The 17,074-nt window shown below is 61.2% G+C and carries 15 protein-coding genes and 1 pseudogene; 2 read left to right on the top strand and 14 right to left on the bottom strand.

Going from position 1 to position 17,074, the window contains the following annotated elements; translation table 11 throughout:
* Positions 1–63: 63 nt before the first annotated feature.
* From ACK2SD_RS22575 to ubiE, 10 genes and pseudogenes are all read right to left on the bottom strand, one after another.
* A pseudogene (locus tag ACK2SD_RS22575) lies at positions 64–960 on the bottom strand (methyl-accepting chemotaxis protein); the annotation flags it as partial.
* A gap of 223 nt (positions 961–1,183) precedes the next feature.
* Positions 1,184–1,891 (bottom strand): 16S rRNA (uracil(1498)-N(3))-methyltransferase, encoded by a 708-nt coding sequence (locus ACK2SD_RS22570; RefSeq protein ID WP_412460890.1) that lies wholly within the window; start codon positions 1,889–1,891, stop codon positions 1,184–1,186.
* Positions 1,888–2,679 (bottom strand): twin-arginine translocase subunit TatC, encoded by a 792-nt coding sequence (gene tatC, locus ACK2SD_RS22565; RefSeq protein ID WP_295486600.1) that lies wholly within the window; start codon positions 2,677–2,679, stop codon positions 1,888–1,890. The genes ACK2SD_RS22570 and tatC overlap by 4 nt, the downstream gene beginning before the upstream one ends.
* On the bottom strand, positions 2,676–3,050 hold the full coding sequence (tatB, locus tag ACK2SD_RS22560) for a Sec-independent protein translocase protein TatB (RefSeq protein ID WP_039582724.1): 375 nt from the start codon (positions 3,048–3,050) through the stop codon (positions 2,676–2,678). The genes tatC and tatB overlap by 4 nt, the downstream gene beginning before the upstream one ends.
* Positions 3,051–3,054: 4 nt before the next feature.
* Positions 3,055–3,348, bottom strand: a complete 294-nt coding sequence (locus ACK2SD_RS22555; RefSeq protein ID WP_029614272.1) for a twin-arginine translocase TatA/TatE family subunit — start codon at positions 3,346–3,348, stop codon at positions 3,055–3,057.
* 55 nt (positions 3,349–3,403) lie between these two features.
* Positions 3,404–3,739 carry a phosphoribosyl-ATP diphosphatase gene (locus tag ACK2SD_RS22550; RefSeq protein ID WP_029614271.1) on the bottom strand — a complete coding sequence of 112 codons (336 nt, stop codon included), beginning with the start codon at positions 3,737–3,739 and terminating at the stop codon, positions 3,404–3,406.
* Between the two features lie 2 nt (positions 3,740–3,741).
* Complete coding sequence (gene hisI, locus ACK2SD_RS22545; protein ID WP_029614270.1) at positions 3,742–4,134, bottom strand: phosphoribosyl-AMP cyclohydrolase; 393 nt, start codon at positions 4,132–4,134, stop codon at positions 3,742–3,744.
* Between the two features lie 73 nt (positions 4,135–4,207).
* Positions 4,208–5,818, bottom strand: coding sequence for a ubiquinone biosynthesis regulatory protein kinase UbiB (gene ubiB, locus ACK2SD_RS22540; protein WP_295486611.1), 1,611 nt, complete (start codon positions 5,816–5,818; stop codon positions 4,208–4,210).
* Entirely contained in the window at positions 5,815–6,438 is a 624-nt protein-coding gene (locus tag ACK2SD_RS22535) for an SCP2 domain-containing protein (RefSeq protein ID WP_039582728.1), read from the bottom strand. Before ACK2SD_RS22535 ends, ubiB begins: the two co-directional genes overlap by 4 nt.
* Positions 6,438–7,208, bottom strand: a complete 771-nt coding sequence (ubiE, locus tag ACK2SD_RS22530) for a bifunctional demethylmenaquinone methyltransferase/2-methoxy-6-polyprenyl-1,4-benzoquinol methylase UbiE (protein ID WP_039582730.1) — start codon at positions 7,206–7,208, stop codon at positions 6,438–6,440. The genes ACK2SD_RS22535 and ubiE overlap by 1 nt, the downstream gene beginning before the upstream one ends.
* A 124-nt stretch (positions 7,209–7,332) precedes the next feature.
* Between ubiE and ACK2SD_RS22525 the strand changes: the two genes are divergently transcribed.
* Positions 7,333–7,608: a polyhydroxyalkanoic acid system family protein gene (locus ACK2SD_RS22525; RefSeq protein ID WP_039582732.1), complete on the top strand. Its 276-nt coding sequence runs from the start codon at positions 7,333–7,335 to the stop codon at positions 7,606–7,608.
* Between the two features lie 71 nt (positions 7,609–7,679).
* On the opposite strand, the gene ACK2SD_RS22520 is transcribed toward ACK2SD_RS22525, so the two are convergent.
* Positions 7,680–12,692, bottom strand: a complete 5,013-nt coding sequence (locus tag ACK2SD_RS22520) for an RHS repeat domain-containing protein (protein WP_412460889.1) — start codon at positions 12,690–12,692, stop codon at positions 7,680–7,682.
* 343 nt (positions 12,693–13,035) lie between these two features.
* Here ACK2SD_RS22520 and ACK2SD_RS22515 point away from each other — a divergent pair, with 343 nt between their 5' ends.
* Positions 13,036–13,725: a phasin family protein gene (locus tag ACK2SD_RS22515; RefSeq protein WP_412460888.1), complete on the top strand. Its 690-nt coding sequence runs from the start codon at positions 13,036–13,038 to the stop codon at positions 13,723–13,725.
* Between the two features lie 49 nt (positions 13,726–13,774).
* Here the strand turns inward: ACK2SD_RS22515 and ACK2SD_RS22510 are convergent, their stop codons facing one another.
* The 3 genes from ACK2SD_RS22510 to phaC all read right to left on the bottom strand — a co-directional run bounded on the left by ACK2SD_RS22510 (position 13,775) and on the right by phaC (position 17,000).
* Positions 13,775–14,389, bottom strand: coding sequence for a TetR/AcrR family transcriptional regulator (locus tag ACK2SD_RS22510; RefSeq protein WP_029614268.1), 615 nt, complete (start codon positions 14,387–14,389; stop codon positions 13,775–13,777).
* Between the two features lie 6 nt (positions 14,390–14,395).
* Positions 14,396–15,259 carry a poly(3-hydroxyalkanoate) depolymerase gene (gene phaZ, locus ACK2SD_RS22505; RefSeq protein WP_412460887.1) on the bottom strand — a complete coding sequence of 288 codons (864 nt, stop codon included), beginning with the start codon at positions 15,257–15,259 and terminating at the stop codon, positions 14,396–14,398.
* Positions 15,260–15,320: 61 nt separating this feature from the next.
* Positions 15,321–17,000, bottom strand: coding sequence for a class II poly(R)-hydroxyalkanoic acid synthase (gene phaC, locus ACK2SD_RS22500; RefSeq protein ID WP_039582735.1), 1,680 nt, complete (start codon positions 16,998–17,000; stop codon positions 15,321–15,323).
* Positions 17,001–17,074 lie beyond the last annotated feature (74 nt).

Raw genomic sequence — 17,074 nt, 5'->3', positions numbered from 1 at the left:
CAGCTCGCGCAGGCTCTGGGTCATGCGCTGCATGCTGGCCTGCAACTGTCCGAGTTCGTCGCGGCGCTGCACCGGTGCATCCAGGCTGAGGTCGCCACTGGCCACGCGTTGCGCCGTCGAGAGGGTCTGGCGCAACGGCGCGACGATCTGCCGGGTGATGGCCAGCGCAGCGAGCATGCCCAACAGCAGCGCCAGGGCAGTGGCACCGCCGAGCAAGGTCTTGGCCTGGCGGGCGCCGCTGTCGCGCACCTGGGTTTGCGAGGCGGTCATCTGCTGGCCCAGGTCGTTGATCAGCCGGTCCTGGCTGACCATGCGCTGCAAGGCCTGATTGGCGGCGTCCTGCGCCACCCCGACCTGCTCGACGGCATCGCGGTAGGCGGCCATGGCCGTCGCCGCATCGTCGAGGCTGCTGGCGTATTCTGCCGGAACCTGGGTGGGCAGGGCCTTGAGCACCGTCACCGACTGGTCGATGGCCTGCAGGGCGGTTTGCTGGAATTCCGCCTTGCCGCTGTAGGTGTAGCCGCGCACCTGGAAGCGCGCCTGCTGCAGCAGCGTGCTGGCCTGCACGATGGACTGGTACTGATTGATATCGCCGCCTTGCAGCAGACGCTGCTGGACCTGGGCAATGAGTGCGGCGGCTTTGTCGGCGCTGTCGCCGAGCACCCCGCGGGCAGCCTGGCGGCGCTGTTCGGCCTGGGTCAGGTCGGCCAGGGCCTGGCGGTACGCTTCCAGCGCCTTGCGCTGCTGCTCCAGGCGCTGGTGGTCCTCAGGCTGCTCGATTTGTCCGGTCATTTTCTCGACCTGCGCGGCGAGCTGGTCGATGGCCTGCTGCAGTTGGCCTGCCGATGCCTCGTCGCGCTCACGCTCGAAGCGCTGGCGGGCGATACGCAGGTCCTGGGCGTTGGCCAGAATGACCGAGATGTTGCCGAGCTTGTCGCCGCGGCTGGTGATGCTGTCCATGCCTCGCCAGCCGGTGGCAGCGATGGCCAGTGTCAGCAACAGCACCAGACCGAAACCGACCGCAAGCTTGCGGCTGACACTGATGTTTCCCAGTGATTGGGCAACCTTTGCGAACATGACGTCCTCCCCCTGGACACGCGGCGATGCCTGGATTTGTTATGGGCATTGTCTAGCCCATCGGCCAGTGGGGGAGAAACTTGACTCTTTATTTCTGATCGATCGGTCAGAAAATTCGCGATAGTAGCGCGGTAACGGCGGTTTCCACGCGCAGGATGCGCTCGCCGAGTTGCACCGGTGCCAGTCCGGCCTCGGCCAACAGGTCCACTTCATAGGGAATCCAGCCGCCTTCGGGGCCGATGGCCAGCGTCACCGGCCTGTCCACCGCCCGCGGGCAGGCTGGGTACGGTCCCGGATGCCCCACCAAGCCCAGGGTATCGGCGGCGATGGCCGGCAGGCGGTCTTCGACGAAGGGCTTGAAGCGCTTTTCGATGATCACCTCCGGCAGCACCGTGTCGCGTGCCTGTTCCAGACCCAGGATCAGGTTCTCGCGGATGCTATCGGGGTGCAGGAAGGGAGTCTGCCAGAAGCTTTTCTCGACCTTGTAGCTGTTGACCAGGATCAGCCGAGGCACGCCGAGGGTGGCGATGGTCTGGAACAGCCGCCGCAGCATTTTCGGCCGGGGCACCGCCAGCACCAGGGTCAACGGCAGTTTGGCCGGTGGCGGCTGGTCGAAGTTGACGCGCAACTCGGCCTGGTGAGCGGCCAGGCTGAGCACTTCGGCCTGGCCCATGAGGCCGCCGATGCGACCGACGCGCAGGCGGTCACCCACCGCGACGCGATGGATGTCCTGCATGTGGGTGAAGCGCCGGTCGGCCAGTACCACACGGTCGGCCGCGACGAAGTCGGCCTCCTCGAGCAGCAGCAGGTTCACGGCTGGGTCGCAGGTGGCTGGTCGTCGGAATCGTTTGCCGCCTCGTCGGCCTCTTGGCCGCGCTTGCGGATCAGGCCGCCGCACAGCACGCCGATCTCGAACAGCAGCCACATGGGCACGGCCAGCAAGGTCTGGGAGAAGATGTCCGGCGGGGTGAGGATCATGCCGACCACGAAGCAGCCGATGATCACGTAGGGGCGGATTTTCTTCAGGTACTTCACGTCGACCACGCCGATCCACACCAGCAGCACCACCGCCACCGGGATTTCGAAGGCCACGCCGAAGGCGAAGAACAGGGTCATGACGAAATCGAGGTAGCTGGCAATGTCGGTCATCATCGACACGCCTTCGGGGGTGGCGCTGGCGAAGAAGCCGAAGATCAGCGGGAACACCAGGAAGTAAGCGAAGGCCATGCCGGCGTAGAACAGGATGATGCTGGAGATCAGCAGCGGGATGGCGATGCGCTTTTCATGGCGATACAGCCCAGGCGCGATGAAGCCCCAGATCTGCTGGAGGATGAACGGAATGGCCAGGAACAGCGAGACGATCATGGTCAGCTTGAACGGCGTGAGGAACGGCGAGGCCACGTCGGTGGCGATCATCGTCGCGTTGGCCGGCAAATGTTCGCGCAGCGGCGCCGAGACCAGGGTGTAGATCTGCTGGGCGAAGGAGAACAGCCCGGCGAAGATCAGGAAGATGACCGCGACGCAGCGCAGCAGGCGCGTGCGCAGTTCGGTCAGGTGCGAAACCAGCGGCATCGGCTGGTCGTGGTCCGGGATCTGGCTCATGGGGCTTTGGGGGGCTGCGGCGGCTCAGGGTGGGTGGGCACCGCTGGCGCGGCGGGGGCATCGGTCGGGGCGACCGGTGGGGTGCCGGTCGGCGGCGTGTCCACGGTGGGCGCTGCCGGTGCCTTGTACGGGTCGAGAATGCGCTTGGCTTCTTCTTCCATACGCAGGATGTGCTCGTTGTGCAACTGGCGGCGGATGTCGTCGGCACCGATTTCGCGCTCGACCTCCATCTTGATGCTGTTGAAGCTGCGCTTGAGCCGCCCGATCCACAGGCCTGCGGTGCGCGCGGCACCCGGCAGGCGCTCGGGGCCGAGCACCAGCAGGGCGACCAGGCCGACGAGCAACAGCTCGCTGAAGCTGATACCGAACATGGGGTCAGTCTTTGCGCTGCGGCTCTTGGACCGGCTGAGCCTGGCCCTCGAGGGTGTGTGGCGTGGTCAGCGGCGCGGTGCTGTGCGGCTGCTGGGTGGGCTGGACGGTCGGTTGCACGGGCTGAACGGGTGGAGGTGTCGGCTCGGCCGGCTTGTGCTCCTCCTCGTTCATGGCCTTGCGAAAGCCCTTGATCGATTCGCCCAGGTCGCTGCCGAAGTTCTTCAGCTTCTTGGTGCCGAACACCAGCACCACAACGACCAGCAGGACGATCCAGTGTTTCCAGTCAAAAATACCCATGTTCGTACTCCTGAAAATGTGTGTCGGCCAAGCGACGCTGCGGGGGCGGTGAACGTCAGGCCGACGGTTGTCGCGCGGCTTTCTCGTCGTGCCCGGACAGCCCGAAGCGGCGGTCCAGTTCGTCCAGCACCGCCTGCGGATGCTGGCCCAGTGCGCTGAGCATCACCAGGCTATGGAACCACAGGTCTGCGGTCTCGTAGATGACATCGCTGCAATCGTTGCTCACGGCAGCGTCCTTGGCGGCGATGATGGTCTCGATCGATTCCTCGCCGAGCTTCTCCAGAATCTTGTTCAAGCCCTTGTGGTACAGGCTGGCCACGTAGGAGCTGTCGGGTGCCGCCTGCTTGCGCTGTTCCAGCACCTCGGCGAGGCGGTCAAGGGTGTCGCTCATGTTCAGTGCCCTGCGTGGTAGATGGCGTCCGGGTCTTTGAGCACCGGATCGACGGTTTTCCATTGGCCGTCTTCGAAGACGCGATAGAAGCAGCTTTCACGACCGGTATGGCAGGCGATATGGCCCAGTTGCTCGACCATCAGGATGACCACGTCGGCATCGCAGTCCAGGCGCAGCTCATGCAGCGTCTGCACATGGCCGGACTCTTCGCCCTTGCGCCACAGCTTGCCACGCGAGCGCGACCAGTAGATGGCGCGATGCTCGGCGACGGTGAGGGCGAGCGATTCACGGTTCATCCAGGCCATCATCAGTACGCGCCCGGTCTTGTGGTCCTGTGCGATCGCCGGTACCAGGCCATCGCTGTTCCACTTGATCTCGTCCAGCCAGTCTTTCATCGTCGACTCCAACTCAGGCCCGCTCCCGTACCGGGCCGATTGCCGCTAGTGTGCCAGCCAGCCGCGCGGCTGGCTATCGGCGCACGATCAGGTACAGCCCGGCGGCGAGCATCAGCCAGGCCGGCCAGGCGGCGGGTGCGCTGAGGCTGGCAGCGCCAGCGGCGAGGGTCGCGCCGCCGGTCAGCAGACCGGCACCGAGCAGGCGCAGCGCCCAGCGGTCAGCGGGCGCTTGGCGCTCGGGCAGATGCGCATTGTGCAGGTGCGGCTGCGACAGGCGTTCGAGCACATCGCGGGTCATGTCGGCCAAGTGCGGCAGTTGCTCGGCCTGGCTGTAGAGGTTGCCCAGCACCGCCTTGGGGCTCATGCGCTCGCGCATCCAGCGTTCCAGGTACGGTTTGGCAGTGCTCCACAGGTCCAGCTCCGGGTACAACTGGCGGCCCAGGCCTTCGATGTTGAGCAGGGTTTTTTGCAGCAACACCAGTTGCGGCTGCACTTCCATGTTGAAGCGCCGTGCGGTCTGGAACAGGCGCATCAGCACCTGGCCGAAGGAAATATCCTTTAACGGTTTTTCGAAGATCGGCTCGCACACGGTGCGAATCGCCGCCTCGAACTCGTTGACCTTGGTCGTGGCCGGCACCCAGCCCGAGTCGATGTGCAGCTGTGCCACGCGGCGGTAATCGCGCTTGAAGAAGGCGATCAGGTTGCGCGCCAGGTAGTCCTGGTCCTCGTCGGTGAGGCTGCCGACGATACCGCAGTCGATGGCGATGTACTGCGGGCTCCACGGCTTGACCGTGCTGACGAAGATGTTGCCCGGGTGCATGTCGGCGTGGAAGAAGCTGTCGCGGAACACCTGGGTGAAGAACACCTCGACACCGCGCTCGGCCAGCGCCTTCATGTCGGTGCGCTGGTCGGCGAGGGTGGCCATGTCGGTCACCGGCACGCCGTAGATGCGCTCCATCACCAGCACTTTCGGGCGGCAGAAGTCCCAGTAGACCTGCGGCACGTACATCAACTCGGAGCCTTCGAAGTTGCGCCGCAGTTGGCTGGCGTTGGCCGCCTCGCGCAGCAGGTCGAGCTCGTCGTAGATGGTCTTCTCGTAATCGCCGACCACCTCCACCGGGTGCAGGCGGCGCGCGTCGGCCGAGAGCCGTTCGGCGCCCTTGGCGATCAGGAACAGCCACGCCAGGTCCTGGGCGATGATCGGCTTCAGGCCGGGGCGCACCACCTTGACCACCACTTCCTCGCCGCTCTTGAGGCGTGCGGCATGCACCTGGGCCACCGAGGCGGACGCCAGCGGCTCGACGTCGAAGCGGCTGAACACTTCACCGACCTTGGCCCCCAGTTGCGCTTCGATCAGCGCCACGGCCTGCTGCGGGTCGAACGGCGGCACGCGGTCCTGCAGCAGCATCAGCTCATCGGCGACGTCGGCCGGCAGCAGATCGCGGCGGGTGGACAGCAGTTGGCCGAACTTGATGAAGATCGGGCCGAGATCCTGCAAGGCCAGGCGCACCCGCGCGCCACGGCTGAGCGCGCTGCGCTTGCGCGGCAGCCAGCGCCAGGGCAGCAGCAGGCGCAGGCTCAGCAGCCACCAGGGCAGGGGCAGGTCGAACAGCAGGTCATCGAGGCGGTAGCGGATCACGACGCGCTGGATGCGCAACAGACGGCGGACGGCGAGCAGCTTCATGCGTTATCGCTGGAATCAGGGGGGAGGGAAAGGCGGCGGATACGCGCCTCGAGACGTTCGATGTCGACTTTCAGCGCGTCGAGCTCGCTGAACGCGGCCTCGGCTTCGCGCTGGCCGACCAGGGTGCGCGATTCCTCGGCCAGGTATTCGGACAGGTTCTGGCCGAAGCGCGCCAGGCCCTGGCGCGTCCACTGCGCGCGTTGGCGCACATGACCTGCGAGCAGCGCGGTGGGCACCGGGCCCAGCCAGCGCGCCAGCTCGTATTCCCAGTCCAGTTCCAGGTCCTGGAGCACACCGACCAGGTCCAGCAGCACGGCGCTGTCGCCATGCAGTTGCACCTGTGGGCTGTGCAGCACGGCGGTCTTGTCCTTGGCCAGCGCCAACTGGGCGAGGCTGGCGGCGGGGGCGCGCAAGGTGCAGTGCACGTCGCCTTCCCAATGCGCGGCCAGCATCAGGCCTTGCTCGTCAGGCAGGATGAACAGTTGCAGGGCCGGCTGGCGACAGTCGATGGCGATCACCTTGCCTTCGAGCGCGCTCAGGCGCGGCAGCGCCGTGCTGTCCAGGCGCAGCACGCGGTTGAGCCCGTGCTCGACGCTGGCGAGCAGGCCGGCCATGAGCATCAGGGCTTGATCCCGCGGTGCACGGCGACGATGCCGCTGGTCATGTTGTGGTAGGTGACGCGGTCGAAGCCGGCGGCGACCATCATGCTCTTGAGGGTTTCCTGGTCGGGGTGCATGCGGATCGATTCGGCCAGGTAACGGTAGCTTTCCGAGTCGTTGGTGATCAGCTTGCCGGCCAGCGGCATGAAGGCGAACGAATAGGCGTCGTAGGCCTTGGACATGAGCTTGTTGGTGGGCTTGGAGAACTCCAGCACCAGCAGGCGACCGCCCGGCTTGAGCACGCGCAGCATCGAGCGGATGGCGTCGTCCTTGTGGGTGACGTTGCGCAGGCCGAAGGCGATGGTCACGCAGTCGAAGTGGTTGTCGGGGAAGGGCAGCTTCTCGGCGTCGGCCTGGACGAACTCGATGTTGCCGGCCACGCCACGGTCGAGCAGGCGGTCGCGACCGACCTTGAGCATCGATTCGTTGATGTCGGCCAGCACCACCTGGCCGGTGGGGCCGACCAGGCGCGAGAACTTGGCGGCCAGGTCGCCCGTGCCGCCGGCGATGTCGAGTACGCGATTGCCGGGACGTACGCCGGACAGCTCGATGGTGAAGCGCTTCCACAGGCGGTGCATGCCGCCGGAGAGCACGTCGTTCATCAGGTCGTATTTGGCGGCCACGGAGTGGAAGACCTCGGCGACCTTCTTGGCTTTCTGGCTTTCAGGTACGTCCTGATAGCCGAAATGAGTGGTGGGTTCGGCGGAGTCGCCTTTGCGCTGGTCGTTCATATCGCTTCACCGGGAAAAAGTACCGCCATTCTAGGGTGAACGGGCGGATTTGTCTTGGCGGGGTGTACCCTCTGGCGGGCGCGGGCATAATGCCGATTATGTCTTCATTGCCTGGATACCCCGCATGACTCAGATCAGCGTCGAACGCAAACATTCCCTCGGCCGCGAAGCCGCCCGCGCCAAGGCCGAGGCCCTGGTCGAGCGACTGTCGCGCGAGTACGACCTGAAAGCCACCTGGGACGGCGACCGCGTCGATGTGGCGCGCAGCGGCGCCAAGGGCAGCGTGCACATCGGCGAGGACAGCATCCGCGTCGATCTGAAGCTGGGCATGATGCTGTCGATGATGAGCGGGACCATCAAAGGCGAGATCGAGCGGGCGTTGGACAAGAGCTTGGTGTGAGCCTCGGTCCACGATCCGTAGCGTTGCGTATCGCTACGGACCGGGGATATGTGCCACTGACTCCTCAACCGTCAGGCATGTTCGTCATGATGGTGCCTGGCAGCGATACCCAGACCCAGTAACGCTTCCATGCCCATGGTCATTCCCACAAGGCGGAACGGCGCTGTGGAGGTCAGCCGAGCGACCAGTTCCAATACCACTGTACTGCCGACTGTCTGCACCCCGCTAACCATGTTCGATGCGGTGCTGAATCCATATACGGAGCCATTGATGAACTCAGCCTGCATTGCCCGTCCTCCAGGGCCCAGGACCTCATTCAACTGCACCATTGGGATGTCCATCGTGGTTTCCCGCACGGCATATCTGCTCATCCTGCCTATTCGCGGTGCTGCGCTGCGCACGCCACGCATCGAGGTTTGTGCGGCACCCCTGACAAAGCCTGCACCGAGTGTCAGCACGCTGCCCGCGATGCCTAGCCCGAACGCCACCCAGTCAAGCGTCTTAGCAGTGCCTGCGTCGTTATCTCTCACCACTTCGGCAGCTATGGCCACTGCTCCAGAGGCGACCAGCAACGCGCCGCCTGCAACCATCATTCCTGCTGCCAGCGACATGCCTCCGGCGGCAATTGCGGCAAAACCAGCGCCCATGGTGAGAACGCCGAGGACAATGGCAAACACCACGGCAAATGCAATCGCTATCCACCCCCATGTGGAGATGTGGCCATCCGGGTCGGGGCAGTTGATCGGATCCAGATACGCATAGGCGTTGTACCCTCCAGAGTCGAAAGGACTCCAACTATCGGGTGTAGTGAAGCGCATCAAGGTAGGGCTGTACTGGCGCTCACCCAAGTGATAAACGCCGCTGACCTCATCGTACAGTTCACCGTTCCACCCCGCGCTCAGGGGAGCATCGGAGATACCGAAGGGGGAACATTTGATGATGTTGGGGTCTGCACTGCCATCGAGTGTAATCAGTGGCGTACCCAGACGATCAGCACCGATGAGGAGAGGTTTGTCCGAATCGGAATGCATAATGGCGCACAGATGGTTGGCAAGCCTGCTGAGCCTCATTGTTTTTTTGCCTTGGCGTTCGCTGACCCTTCTCGGTACCGATAAGCTCGGATCGTAATACCATTCCGTCCGTTGGGTAAGTTTGCGCCGTGAGCGCAATCGACCCTGAGGGTCGTAGTGATAGAAGTACGTATCTTTACCGTCTTTCACACTGGTCAGTCGATTCAATGCATCGTAGGTAAGGGATTGGCCTTTTTCATTCTTGGTCATGCACCCGTTGGCATCGTATTCCAGCGATACAACGGCTGGATAGTCGGCATGTGTGTGCGTCACTTTGGTCAGTTGGCAAGGCACATCAGGATTGTCGTAATAGAAGGTGGCGGTGTCGGACTCTTTTCCAAAGTGGCTGGTGCAGAAGAGGACATTCCCCAGGGGATCATGGAGGAGCTCAAGCTTGGTGATCGACTTACCGTATGCATCGCGTGTTAGTTCGGTTCCGGTGCATGTGTATTCGCTCAGCATATTGCGCACGTCGTAAGTGAAATTTTCTTTGCGCAGGACGTCGCCACCTGACATGAGCGTACGCTCGGCCAGTTGATGATTCTTATGGTACGACTGAAGGACCTTCACGGCCTTTTTTTTGCCGCTGGGCTTGATCAGACGCTCGATTTCTTCGCCGAGAGCATTGTACGAGTATTCGATGATCAGCTTTGTCGCGTCTTTCTTACTTTCGATGGTCTGCAATTTAATTCGATTGAAGCTTCCATAAACAGCGGTTGATTTAATGTCTTGATCATCGATCTCGATTACATTGCCTCGGGCATCGTATTTACGCGTCTGCTTGACTCCGGCAATGTCTGTGAAATGAGTCGGTTTACCGTTTGGGCTGAAGTTCCAGGATTGCGAAGTCTGCGTCTTGTCATTCCACTTTACGGTTTCAGTGTTCAGATTATTCAACGCGCCGTATCCAAGATCGACCGCGAGTCCGCTCTGATCTCGAAAACGATGCAGCAGGCCTGTGCTTTTCATGTATTCGAACTGGTGGTGCAGTCCTTCGCCTTTTATGGACTTCACCGCGCTGCCCAGTTCCGGAATGCTTTCGTAAGTCAACGTGCCGCGCGCTGAAACTTCAGTGTCCGGTTCCATTCGATTACCGGTGTACGTAAAGACCCTTGTGCTCGTGCTGATGCTAGCGGTAAGACGCTCAAGCCCGTCGAAGCGCTGTTCGCCAAGCACGCAGTCATAGCCTGAGTCGTCGTGCGACAATTCAATTTGCCCGATCAGCGCTTTACTGGTGTGCGCAGGATAATACTTGGACAACAGGCTGCCATCGGCATGGGTAGTGCTGACATGGCGTCCGAATACATCATAAGCGAATTTAGTGGTGTGGCCGTGCTCATCGGTGACCGAGGTACGCCGGTCAGCAGTAAAGGTCTGACTGGCGACAGTCGGCTTGCCTAGGGTAAGCTGTCTTTTACCGCCTTTGGGAACCGACAGGGCCGAGCGCAGTACCTTGATGACATTGCCACGTTTGTCCAGCACCTGCGTCTCGCATACTCCGAAGGGCATGCCGGCTACACAGTCGAAAGGCACACTCATCTTGTCTACCACGCCAGTGGCTCTGGTGTAGGTGAACTCTATAGGTTCATGCAGATTTCCTTGCGAGAGTGCTTCTTGCGCCCCCTCTGCAACGGCGGAATTATCAAAGTAGATTTTCACGACCATGCGGTCTATTTCAATGATGCTCGTATATATATAAGACGTCGTGCTCAGGCCGCCTTGGGAATCCTGTTCTACGTCAAGGCGAGCATATGAAGTTACGTAGCGGCTTAGAGAAGTTCGTTTGGTCGGGGCTGGACCTGAGTAATCATAATCGATTGCCGTATGAACACCGTTAGCCCTATAGCTTTTTTCCTGCAGGCAGTGCCATTCGTTTTTGACAGCCGAGCTGCATTCCCAAACTTCGATTTCCTGGTTGCTAGAGTTGTAAAGAGACAGCGTTTTGGTGCCGCTCGTGTCGGTGTGCAAGATATAGCCACTAACATCGTTTCCAGGGGTTTTCCCGGCCATGAATTTCAATGTGCTCGGTAGCTTCAAACCGTGCTCATGTGTCTCGGTCGTTTCAAATTCACTTCCGGGGTTATTGACGGTTTTGACTAGGCGGCCTAACGCATCCCATTCATAGCAGGACACATTTCCTGTGACGTCCTGCTCTTGTAAGATCAAACCCGTGCGGCTAGAAACAGTATCAGTTGAGAGGGTTGTTGAACCGTCTCGAGTCGTGAGCGTGGCCGATCGCTCAATGTGTCCAGCAGAGTTTTTTGAATAGGCGTACTTGATATTTTCTCTGAACTGAGGTGCGGGCGATATCGAGTCCTCGGAAGCTGCTTCATTTGTTTTTTGAGATGGCTTGGATAGGTTGCATAGCTCTAATACTCGTGCTCCATAACTAAAGTCGTTGATGTCCGGTTCTTCGAGTTGTCCCGCCGCATACGTGCTGTTAAAGGATGTGGTTTCTGCGATCTGTAAATAGCTTATATCGTTGCAGTCGGTGTAATAGCTTTCTACGCGGTCTACCGATTGATGTTCAAGAATGCCAGCCTGGCAGCGGCTGATGATCAGTGCCTCCGGTAGCAAAGTGACTTGAGATTTGAAGGGGGATTTTTTATTTGTGCATTCGACGTGTTGGGTGGTAGGGACATAGTGGTATTCAGTAAACGTTTTTTCATTTGAAGTGTCTGGGGTGTGTTTTGCATAGAATACGAATTTGCTTTTCGCATCGTTATTGGCATAGATGAGTTGTGTTTTAGTTTGGTTTTCTTTCGACTCAGTGAGCCGGCCGTACTCATCGTATTTCCATGTTCGTTGGTAAAGTTCAGTGGACGCGTAGAGCGTAACTTCACTGGTAGTAGAGAAAAATCTATCGTACGTATAGTTGATTGTCTTGGAGTTAGGCCTGGAGGGAGGGGTCACTGAACTGAAATATGATATTGCGCCTAAGATGCCTCTGATGGGTCGCTCGGCTTCGGCTCTGTCGTGCTGCTGAGGAAGTGCTTTGGGCAGTGTATCGGCATCGGTTGAATAGTCATCAAGTAAACTTTTTACAGCTGAATCATAGTCTTTGTCTTCCAGGAAAAGATACTCATTTCGTGAGGCCAGCGTTCCTGTATTATTAAAGTCGTAGAGGGTGCGTTTTCTGAGTTCGTCACCGTATGATACTTGTATTGCGATAACGAATCGTTGTGTGTGGTCTAATGGCCCGTTCGAGTAGTTTGTAACGCTTTCAGCCGTTCTGTGATCAACGACCTCGCCTACTCCATTGTGCGAGGCGAGCTCCCAGTGCCCTGAGGGTTTTTGAATTGAGCGTAGGGCAGCCTCATAATCGAGAGAAGCTTCACGGCGAACCTTTTCATAGGAAAACTGCCACACCAATGGTGGGTTCATGCTTTGGTTAATGAGTGTAGAGAGTTGGTCGAGGTAGACGTTAAGGGTGTACATCTTTTGCTCGGGCTGGCCAGGCCATAGCGTTATATCGGTAGAGGCTTTGTTGTACTCAATTGTCAGTAGTTTTTCCTCGGGCGCGCTTTCGGAAGTGATGCTTTTCAACTTCGCTTGCTTGGATTTTTTGTCGACTTCCCAGTCGAGTTTAACGCCTTTTCCTAGGGTGTTATAACGGTACGTGCAAGGGCAGAGGTCGGTCTCTCCCATGGAAAGGAATTCGATAATATCGGTATTCCTGTAGGTGACTCGATAGCCGAATTTCACCTCTTCTTCTACTATTATGTCACCTGTGCTGCCCTGCACATTAAGCTTTTCATCCAGTTCGAAGATGCGCCCGTCCGATAAAGACAAGAGCCTGGTTTTTTTGTTGTACACCGTTGCAGGCACCCGCCACCCCTTTCCTAGACCCAAGTCCTTTTGGTTGAGTGGTGAATAGCAAAGACGGATGTCATAGCGCGGGTCCACCAATGTCCCCAGTAAGATGTTTGCCGAAAAAGTCCGCGTTCTTGGATCTACGCCGCTTTCGATATAGCTTTGGAAATTAACAGTTCCTTTATGCGTGCTGGTGGTCATGGCGGATGCTCCGGGGTAAATGTATTTCGATTTGAAGCGCCATTACAGATTCGGGCAACTGGCATTTCTGATAGGTGTATTTGCCGCTGCGAAGCTGGACAGCGTCAGCGCTGTCCGCCAATCGCATGGTCGGTTTAGGAGGCGTTTTCTAGTTTTTTTCTCTAGCCTTGTGAGGGTGACTGACACGTGCGCAGCAGCGCTTTCAATACGCTGTCCACGTGCACGATTTGACCTTGAATCGCGTCGGCTTAGCGTCTAAACCTGACGTTGATGCAGTGTCCATCACGCTCGAACAGCTCACCGGGTTGCTCGAGCCTGTCGCGCATACCATGAGGAGAGCAGGATGGCTGGCAAGAAAAACACCGAGAAAGCAGGCAGTTCGTGGATCGGCGGGGTCGAGAAGTACTCGCGCAAGATCTGGCTGGCGGGCCTGGGGATCTACTCGAAGATCGACCAGGACGGCGCCAAGCTGTTCGATTCGCTGGTCAAGGATGGCGAGAAGGCCGAGAAACAGGCCAAGAAAGAGGCTGGCGCGGCCAAGTCGGCTACGACCTCGCGCGTATCGGACGTCAAGGACCGTGCCTTGGGCAAGTGGAGCGAACTCGAAGAAGCCTTCGACAAGCGCCTCAACGGCGCGATCTCGCGTCTTGGCGTGCCGAGCCGCAATGAGATCAAGGCCCTGCACCAGCAGGTCGAGCACCTCACCCAGCAGATCGAGAAGCTGACGGGCACCTCGACCGCTTCGGCCTCCAAGGCGACGGCCAGCAAGAGCGCGGCCAAGCCGCTGACCAAGGCGGCGGCCAAACCTGCGGCGAAAACCCCAGCGGCCAAGCCGGCGAGCAAAGCGGCTGCGCAGAAACCGGCGGCCAGCAAAGCGGCTGCCAAGCCCGCCGCGAAACCCGCCGCCAAGCCAGCCGCTGCCAGGAAGCCTGCTGCGAAAAAGGCACCGGCCAAATCGACAGCGACCCCAACCGCCGCGTCGGCCTCCAGCAGCGACACGCCCGCCGCGTCCAGCTCCTCGACCCAGGCCTGATCGTCCGCCCAGGCGACCGCGATGTCCGCGCGGTCGCCTGGCGCCGGGCTCATCTGGGCAGGTACTTCCCCGCCAAGCGCTGCACCGCGCTCCGTGCCGGCTCCGCCAGGTGCGGCGCCACCAGCATCATTGCCTGGTACACCACCACGGCTTCCTCGCCCAGGTGCCCCAGCACCCGTTGATAATCCAGCGAAAACAGCAACGTCAGGGTGATCTGCTCCACCAGCAGCCCCAGTGCCTGGGTGTCGCTGAGCACCAGCCCCTGGGCCTGGAGGCTGGCCAGCAGCGCCGCCAGCGTGCGCTTGAGTGCGTCGATCAGGCGGCGCATGCCGCGCGCCAGCTTGGGCAAGCGGCCCGCCAGGTTGGACAAGTCCTGGAACAGGAAGCGGTAGCGCGCCATGTGCTCGACGATCAGGTGCAGGAACAGGCCGTAGTCCTCGGCCTGCAGTCGCGCGTCCAGCGGCGGTTCGAGCAGCGGCATCAGCTCGTCTTCGAAGCGCTCCAGCAGGCCCAGCACCAGCGGCTCCTTGCCGTGGAAGTGGTAGTACAGGTTGCCGGGGCTGATGCCCAGTTCGGTGGCGATCTGCAGGGTCGAGACGTTCGGTTCGCCGTGCTGGTTGAACAGGTCCAGGGCGCAGGCGAGGATGCGTTCGCGGGTCTTGATGGCCATCTAGCGCTTGCCGTTGCCCGGCGCTGCCGGCTGTGGGTGCATGACCGCGCGCTGGCGTTCCTGCTGGAGGAATTTCATGATGATCGGCGCCACCGCTTCGGCCCGGGTGATCAGGAACAGGTGGCCGTCATCGATGACGTGCAATTGGGCGTTGGGAATGCGCCAGGCCAGCAGGCGCATGTTGATCAACGGAATCAGGGGGTCGTCGTCACCGGCCAGTACCAGGGTGGGCTGATGGATCTTGTGCAGCCAGTGGATGCTGGTCCAGCCAAGCCCCGCGAACAGTTGCCAGTAGTAGCCGGTCTTGCCGCCGGAGCGCACCTTCGAGGCATGGTGTAGCGCCAGGTCCGGGTCGCGGCGGAAGGCCCCGCCGTAGATCATCGGCGCGATGCGGATCACATGGGAAGGCTGCACGTAGCGCCGGGGGCTGGCCATCATCCACAGTACCTTGGGCTTGCCGGGCACCATGAAGGCGCCGGCGGCGGTGGCGGCCAGCACCAGCTTGCGGCAGCGTTCGGGATAGTCGTGGGCGAACTGCTGGGCCAGCGCCCCGCCCCAGGACACCCCGATGACATTGACCTGGCCGTAGTCCAGGTAGTCGAGCATGCGCGCGGTGAGCTTGGCCAGGCCGGGGAAGCGGTAGGGATGGCGTGGCGTCGAGGAGCCACCGACACCGGGCACGTCGAAGGCGATCACTTCCAGGTCCGGGTCCAGCGCCTCGATGAACGGGAACACCAGCTCCAGGTTGGCGCCGATGCCGTTGAAGATCAGCAACGGCGTGAGGTGCGGCTTGCCGGGGCGGACCGCGGTGCGGATCGACTGGTCGTCCAGCTCGACGGTCCTGAACACGTAGGGTTGCGACATGCGCCTGACTCTGAGGTGGATGAAACGCCGTGTCCTGCCAAGGGCGGGAGCGCGGCGGAGCTCAACGTTCGTGAACGTAGGTGCCGGGGGCGGCCTCCCCCGGGCTGTAGGCACGATTGCCCAGGCGTGTAGGCGCTTTCTTGAGATCGCCGGCGCGCTCGCCCAGCCATTTCTGCCAATGCAGCCACCAGGAGTCGGCATGCTTGATGGCGTTTTCCTGCCAGGCCAGCGGGTCGTCGGGACGGTCTTCGCCGGTCTGGAAGCGCGCCTTGGGGTTGCCTGGCGGATTGAGGATGCTCTGGATGTGGCCGCTGTTGGACAGCACGAACTCGATGTGGCCGCCGAACAGGTGCGCCGAGCGGTAGCACGACTGCCACGGGGTGATGTGGTCGGCGGTGCCGGCGACGGCGTAGATGTCGCACTGCACCTGCTTGAGGTCGATGGCGGTGCCACAGACCTCCAGGCCGCCGGGGCGGGTCAGCGGGTTGTTCTTGAACATCTCGATCAGGTCGCCGTGGAAGGCGGCGGGCAGGCGCGTGGTGTCGTTGTTCCAGAACAGGATGTCGAACACCGGTGGCTCGTTGCCCAGCAGGTAATTGTTGACCCAATAGTTCCAGATCAGGTCGTTGGGGCGCATCCAGGCGAACACCTTGGCCATGTCGCTGCCTTCGAGCACCCCGGCCTGGTAGGAATGGCGCTTGGCCGCCTCCAGCGTGGTTTCATCGACGAACAGCGCCACCTGGGTATCGACCGTGGTGTCGAGCACGCTCACCAGCAGCGTCAGCCCCTTCACCTTGGTTTCGCCCAGTGCCGCGTAGTGGCCCAGCAATGCAGTACAGGTGATGCCGCCGGAGCAGGCGCCGAGCATGTTCAAGTCCTTGCTGCCGGTGATCGCCAGCACCGCGTCGACCGCTTCCTTGAGTGCTTCGATGTAGGTAGACAGCCCCCACTCGCGCTGGGCCTTGGTCGGGTTGCGCCAACTGATGATGAAGGTCTGCTGGTTGGAGCGCAGGCAGAAACGCGCCAGGCTCTTCTCCGGGCTGAGGTCGAACACGTAGAACTTGTTGATCTGCGGAGGCACCACGAGGAGCGGGCGGCTGTGCACCTGCTCGGTGATCGGCCGGTACTGGATCAGCTCCAGCACGTCGTTGCGAAACACCACCGCGCCCTCGCTGGTGGCGATGTTGCGCCCCACTTCGAAGGCCGCCATGTTCACCTGGCTGGGCATGCCGCCATTGTTGACCATGTCCTTGGCCAGGTTGGCCATGCCGTCGAGCAGGCTCTTGCCGCCGGTCTCGAAGAAGCGCTTGACGGCCTGCGGGTTGGCTAAGGTGTTGGTGGGCGCCATGGCCTCGGTCATCAGGTTGATGACGAACTGGCCTCGGCTGATGTCCTGGGGCGACAGGTCGCTGTCGGCGATCCAGTCGTTGAGCTCCTTGCGCCAGGCCAGGTAGGTCTGCAGGTAGCGGCGGTACAGTGGGTTCTGGCTCCAGGTCGGGTCGCTGAAGCGGCGGTCGTCGCTGGCCGGTAGCAACTGCGAATTGCCCAGCACCACGTTCTTCAGTTCCAGTGCGAAATGGGCGACGTGCTTGGCGCTGTGCAGCGGTTGGCGCACGGCCTGGCGCAACACGGTGCGCGCCGAGCTGAGCAGGTCCTTGCGGCGGATGCCAATGACCGGATTGAGCCCCAGCGTGCTTTCCGAGGCCTGCTTCTGCAGTTCATCGTTGTTCTTGTTACTCATCTACGACGCTCCGTTGTCTCGAGACGAATACCGACTGCCTGTGGCGGGCTCGCAGGCGACCGCCCGGTACCCCC

The sequence above is a fragment of the Pseudomonas sp. SC11 genome (genome assembly GCF_047039205.1).
GTDB classification, from domain to species: Bacteria; Pseudomonadota; Gammaproteobacteria; order Pseudomonadales; family Pseudomonadaceae; genus Aquipseudomonas; species Aquipseudomonas boreofloridensis.
Note: the sequence above shows the minus strand (reverse complement) of the source record. Positions and strands in the feature narration are given on the sequence as shown.

Coding starts and splice junctions, on each gene's coding strand:
- tatB (WP_039582724.1), bottom strand. CDS start 3,050: ATGTTCGGTATCAGCTTCAGCGAGCTGTTGCTCGTCGGCCTGGTCGCC.
- tatC (WP_295486600.1), bottom strand. CDS start 2,679: ATGAGCCAGATCCCGGACCACGACCAGCCGATGCCGCTGGTTTCGCAC.
- phaC (WP_039582735.1), bottom strand. CDS start 17,000: ATGAGTAACAAGAACAACGATGAACTGCAGAAGCAGGCCTCGGAAAGC.
- ACK2SD_RS22550 (WP_029614271.1), bottom strand. CDS start 3,739: ATGAGCGACACCCTTGACCGCCTCGCCGAGGTGCTGGAACAGCGCAAG.
- ACK2SD_RS22555 (WP_029614272.1), bottom strand. CDS start 3,348: ATGGGTATTTTTGACTGGAAACACTGGATCGTCCTGCTGGTCGTTGTG.
- ACK2SD_RS22525 (WP_039582732.1), top strand. CDS start 7,333: ATGACTCAGATCAGCGTCGAACGCAAACATTCCCTCGGCCGCGAAGCC.
- ACK2SD_RS22520 (WP_412460889.1), bottom strand. CDS start 12,692: ATGACCACCAGCACGCATAAAGGAACTGTTAATTTCCAAAGCTATATC.
- phaZ (WP_412460887.1), bottom strand. CDS start 15,259: ATGTCGCAACCCTACGTGTTCAGGACCGTCGAGCTGGACGACCAGTCG.
- ACK2SD_RS22515 (WP_412460888.1), top strand. CDS start 13,036: ATGGCTGGCAAGAAAAACACCGAGAAAGCAGGCAGTTCGTGGATCGGC.
- hisI (WP_029614270.1), bottom strand. CDS start 4,134: ATGAAAGACTGGCTGGACGAGATCAAGTGGAACAGCGATGGCCTGGTA.
- ACK2SD_RS22535 (WP_039582728.1), bottom strand. CDS start 6,438: ATGCTCATGGCCGGCCTGCTCGCCAGCGTCGAGCACGGGCTCAACCGC.
- ubiE (WP_039582730.1), bottom strand. CDS start 7,208: ATGAACGACCAGCGCAAAGGCGACTCCGCCGAACCCACCACTCATTTC.
- ubiB (WP_295486611.1), bottom strand. CDS start 5,818: ATGAAGCTGCTCGCCGTCCGCCGTCTGTTGCGCATCCAGCGCGTCGTG.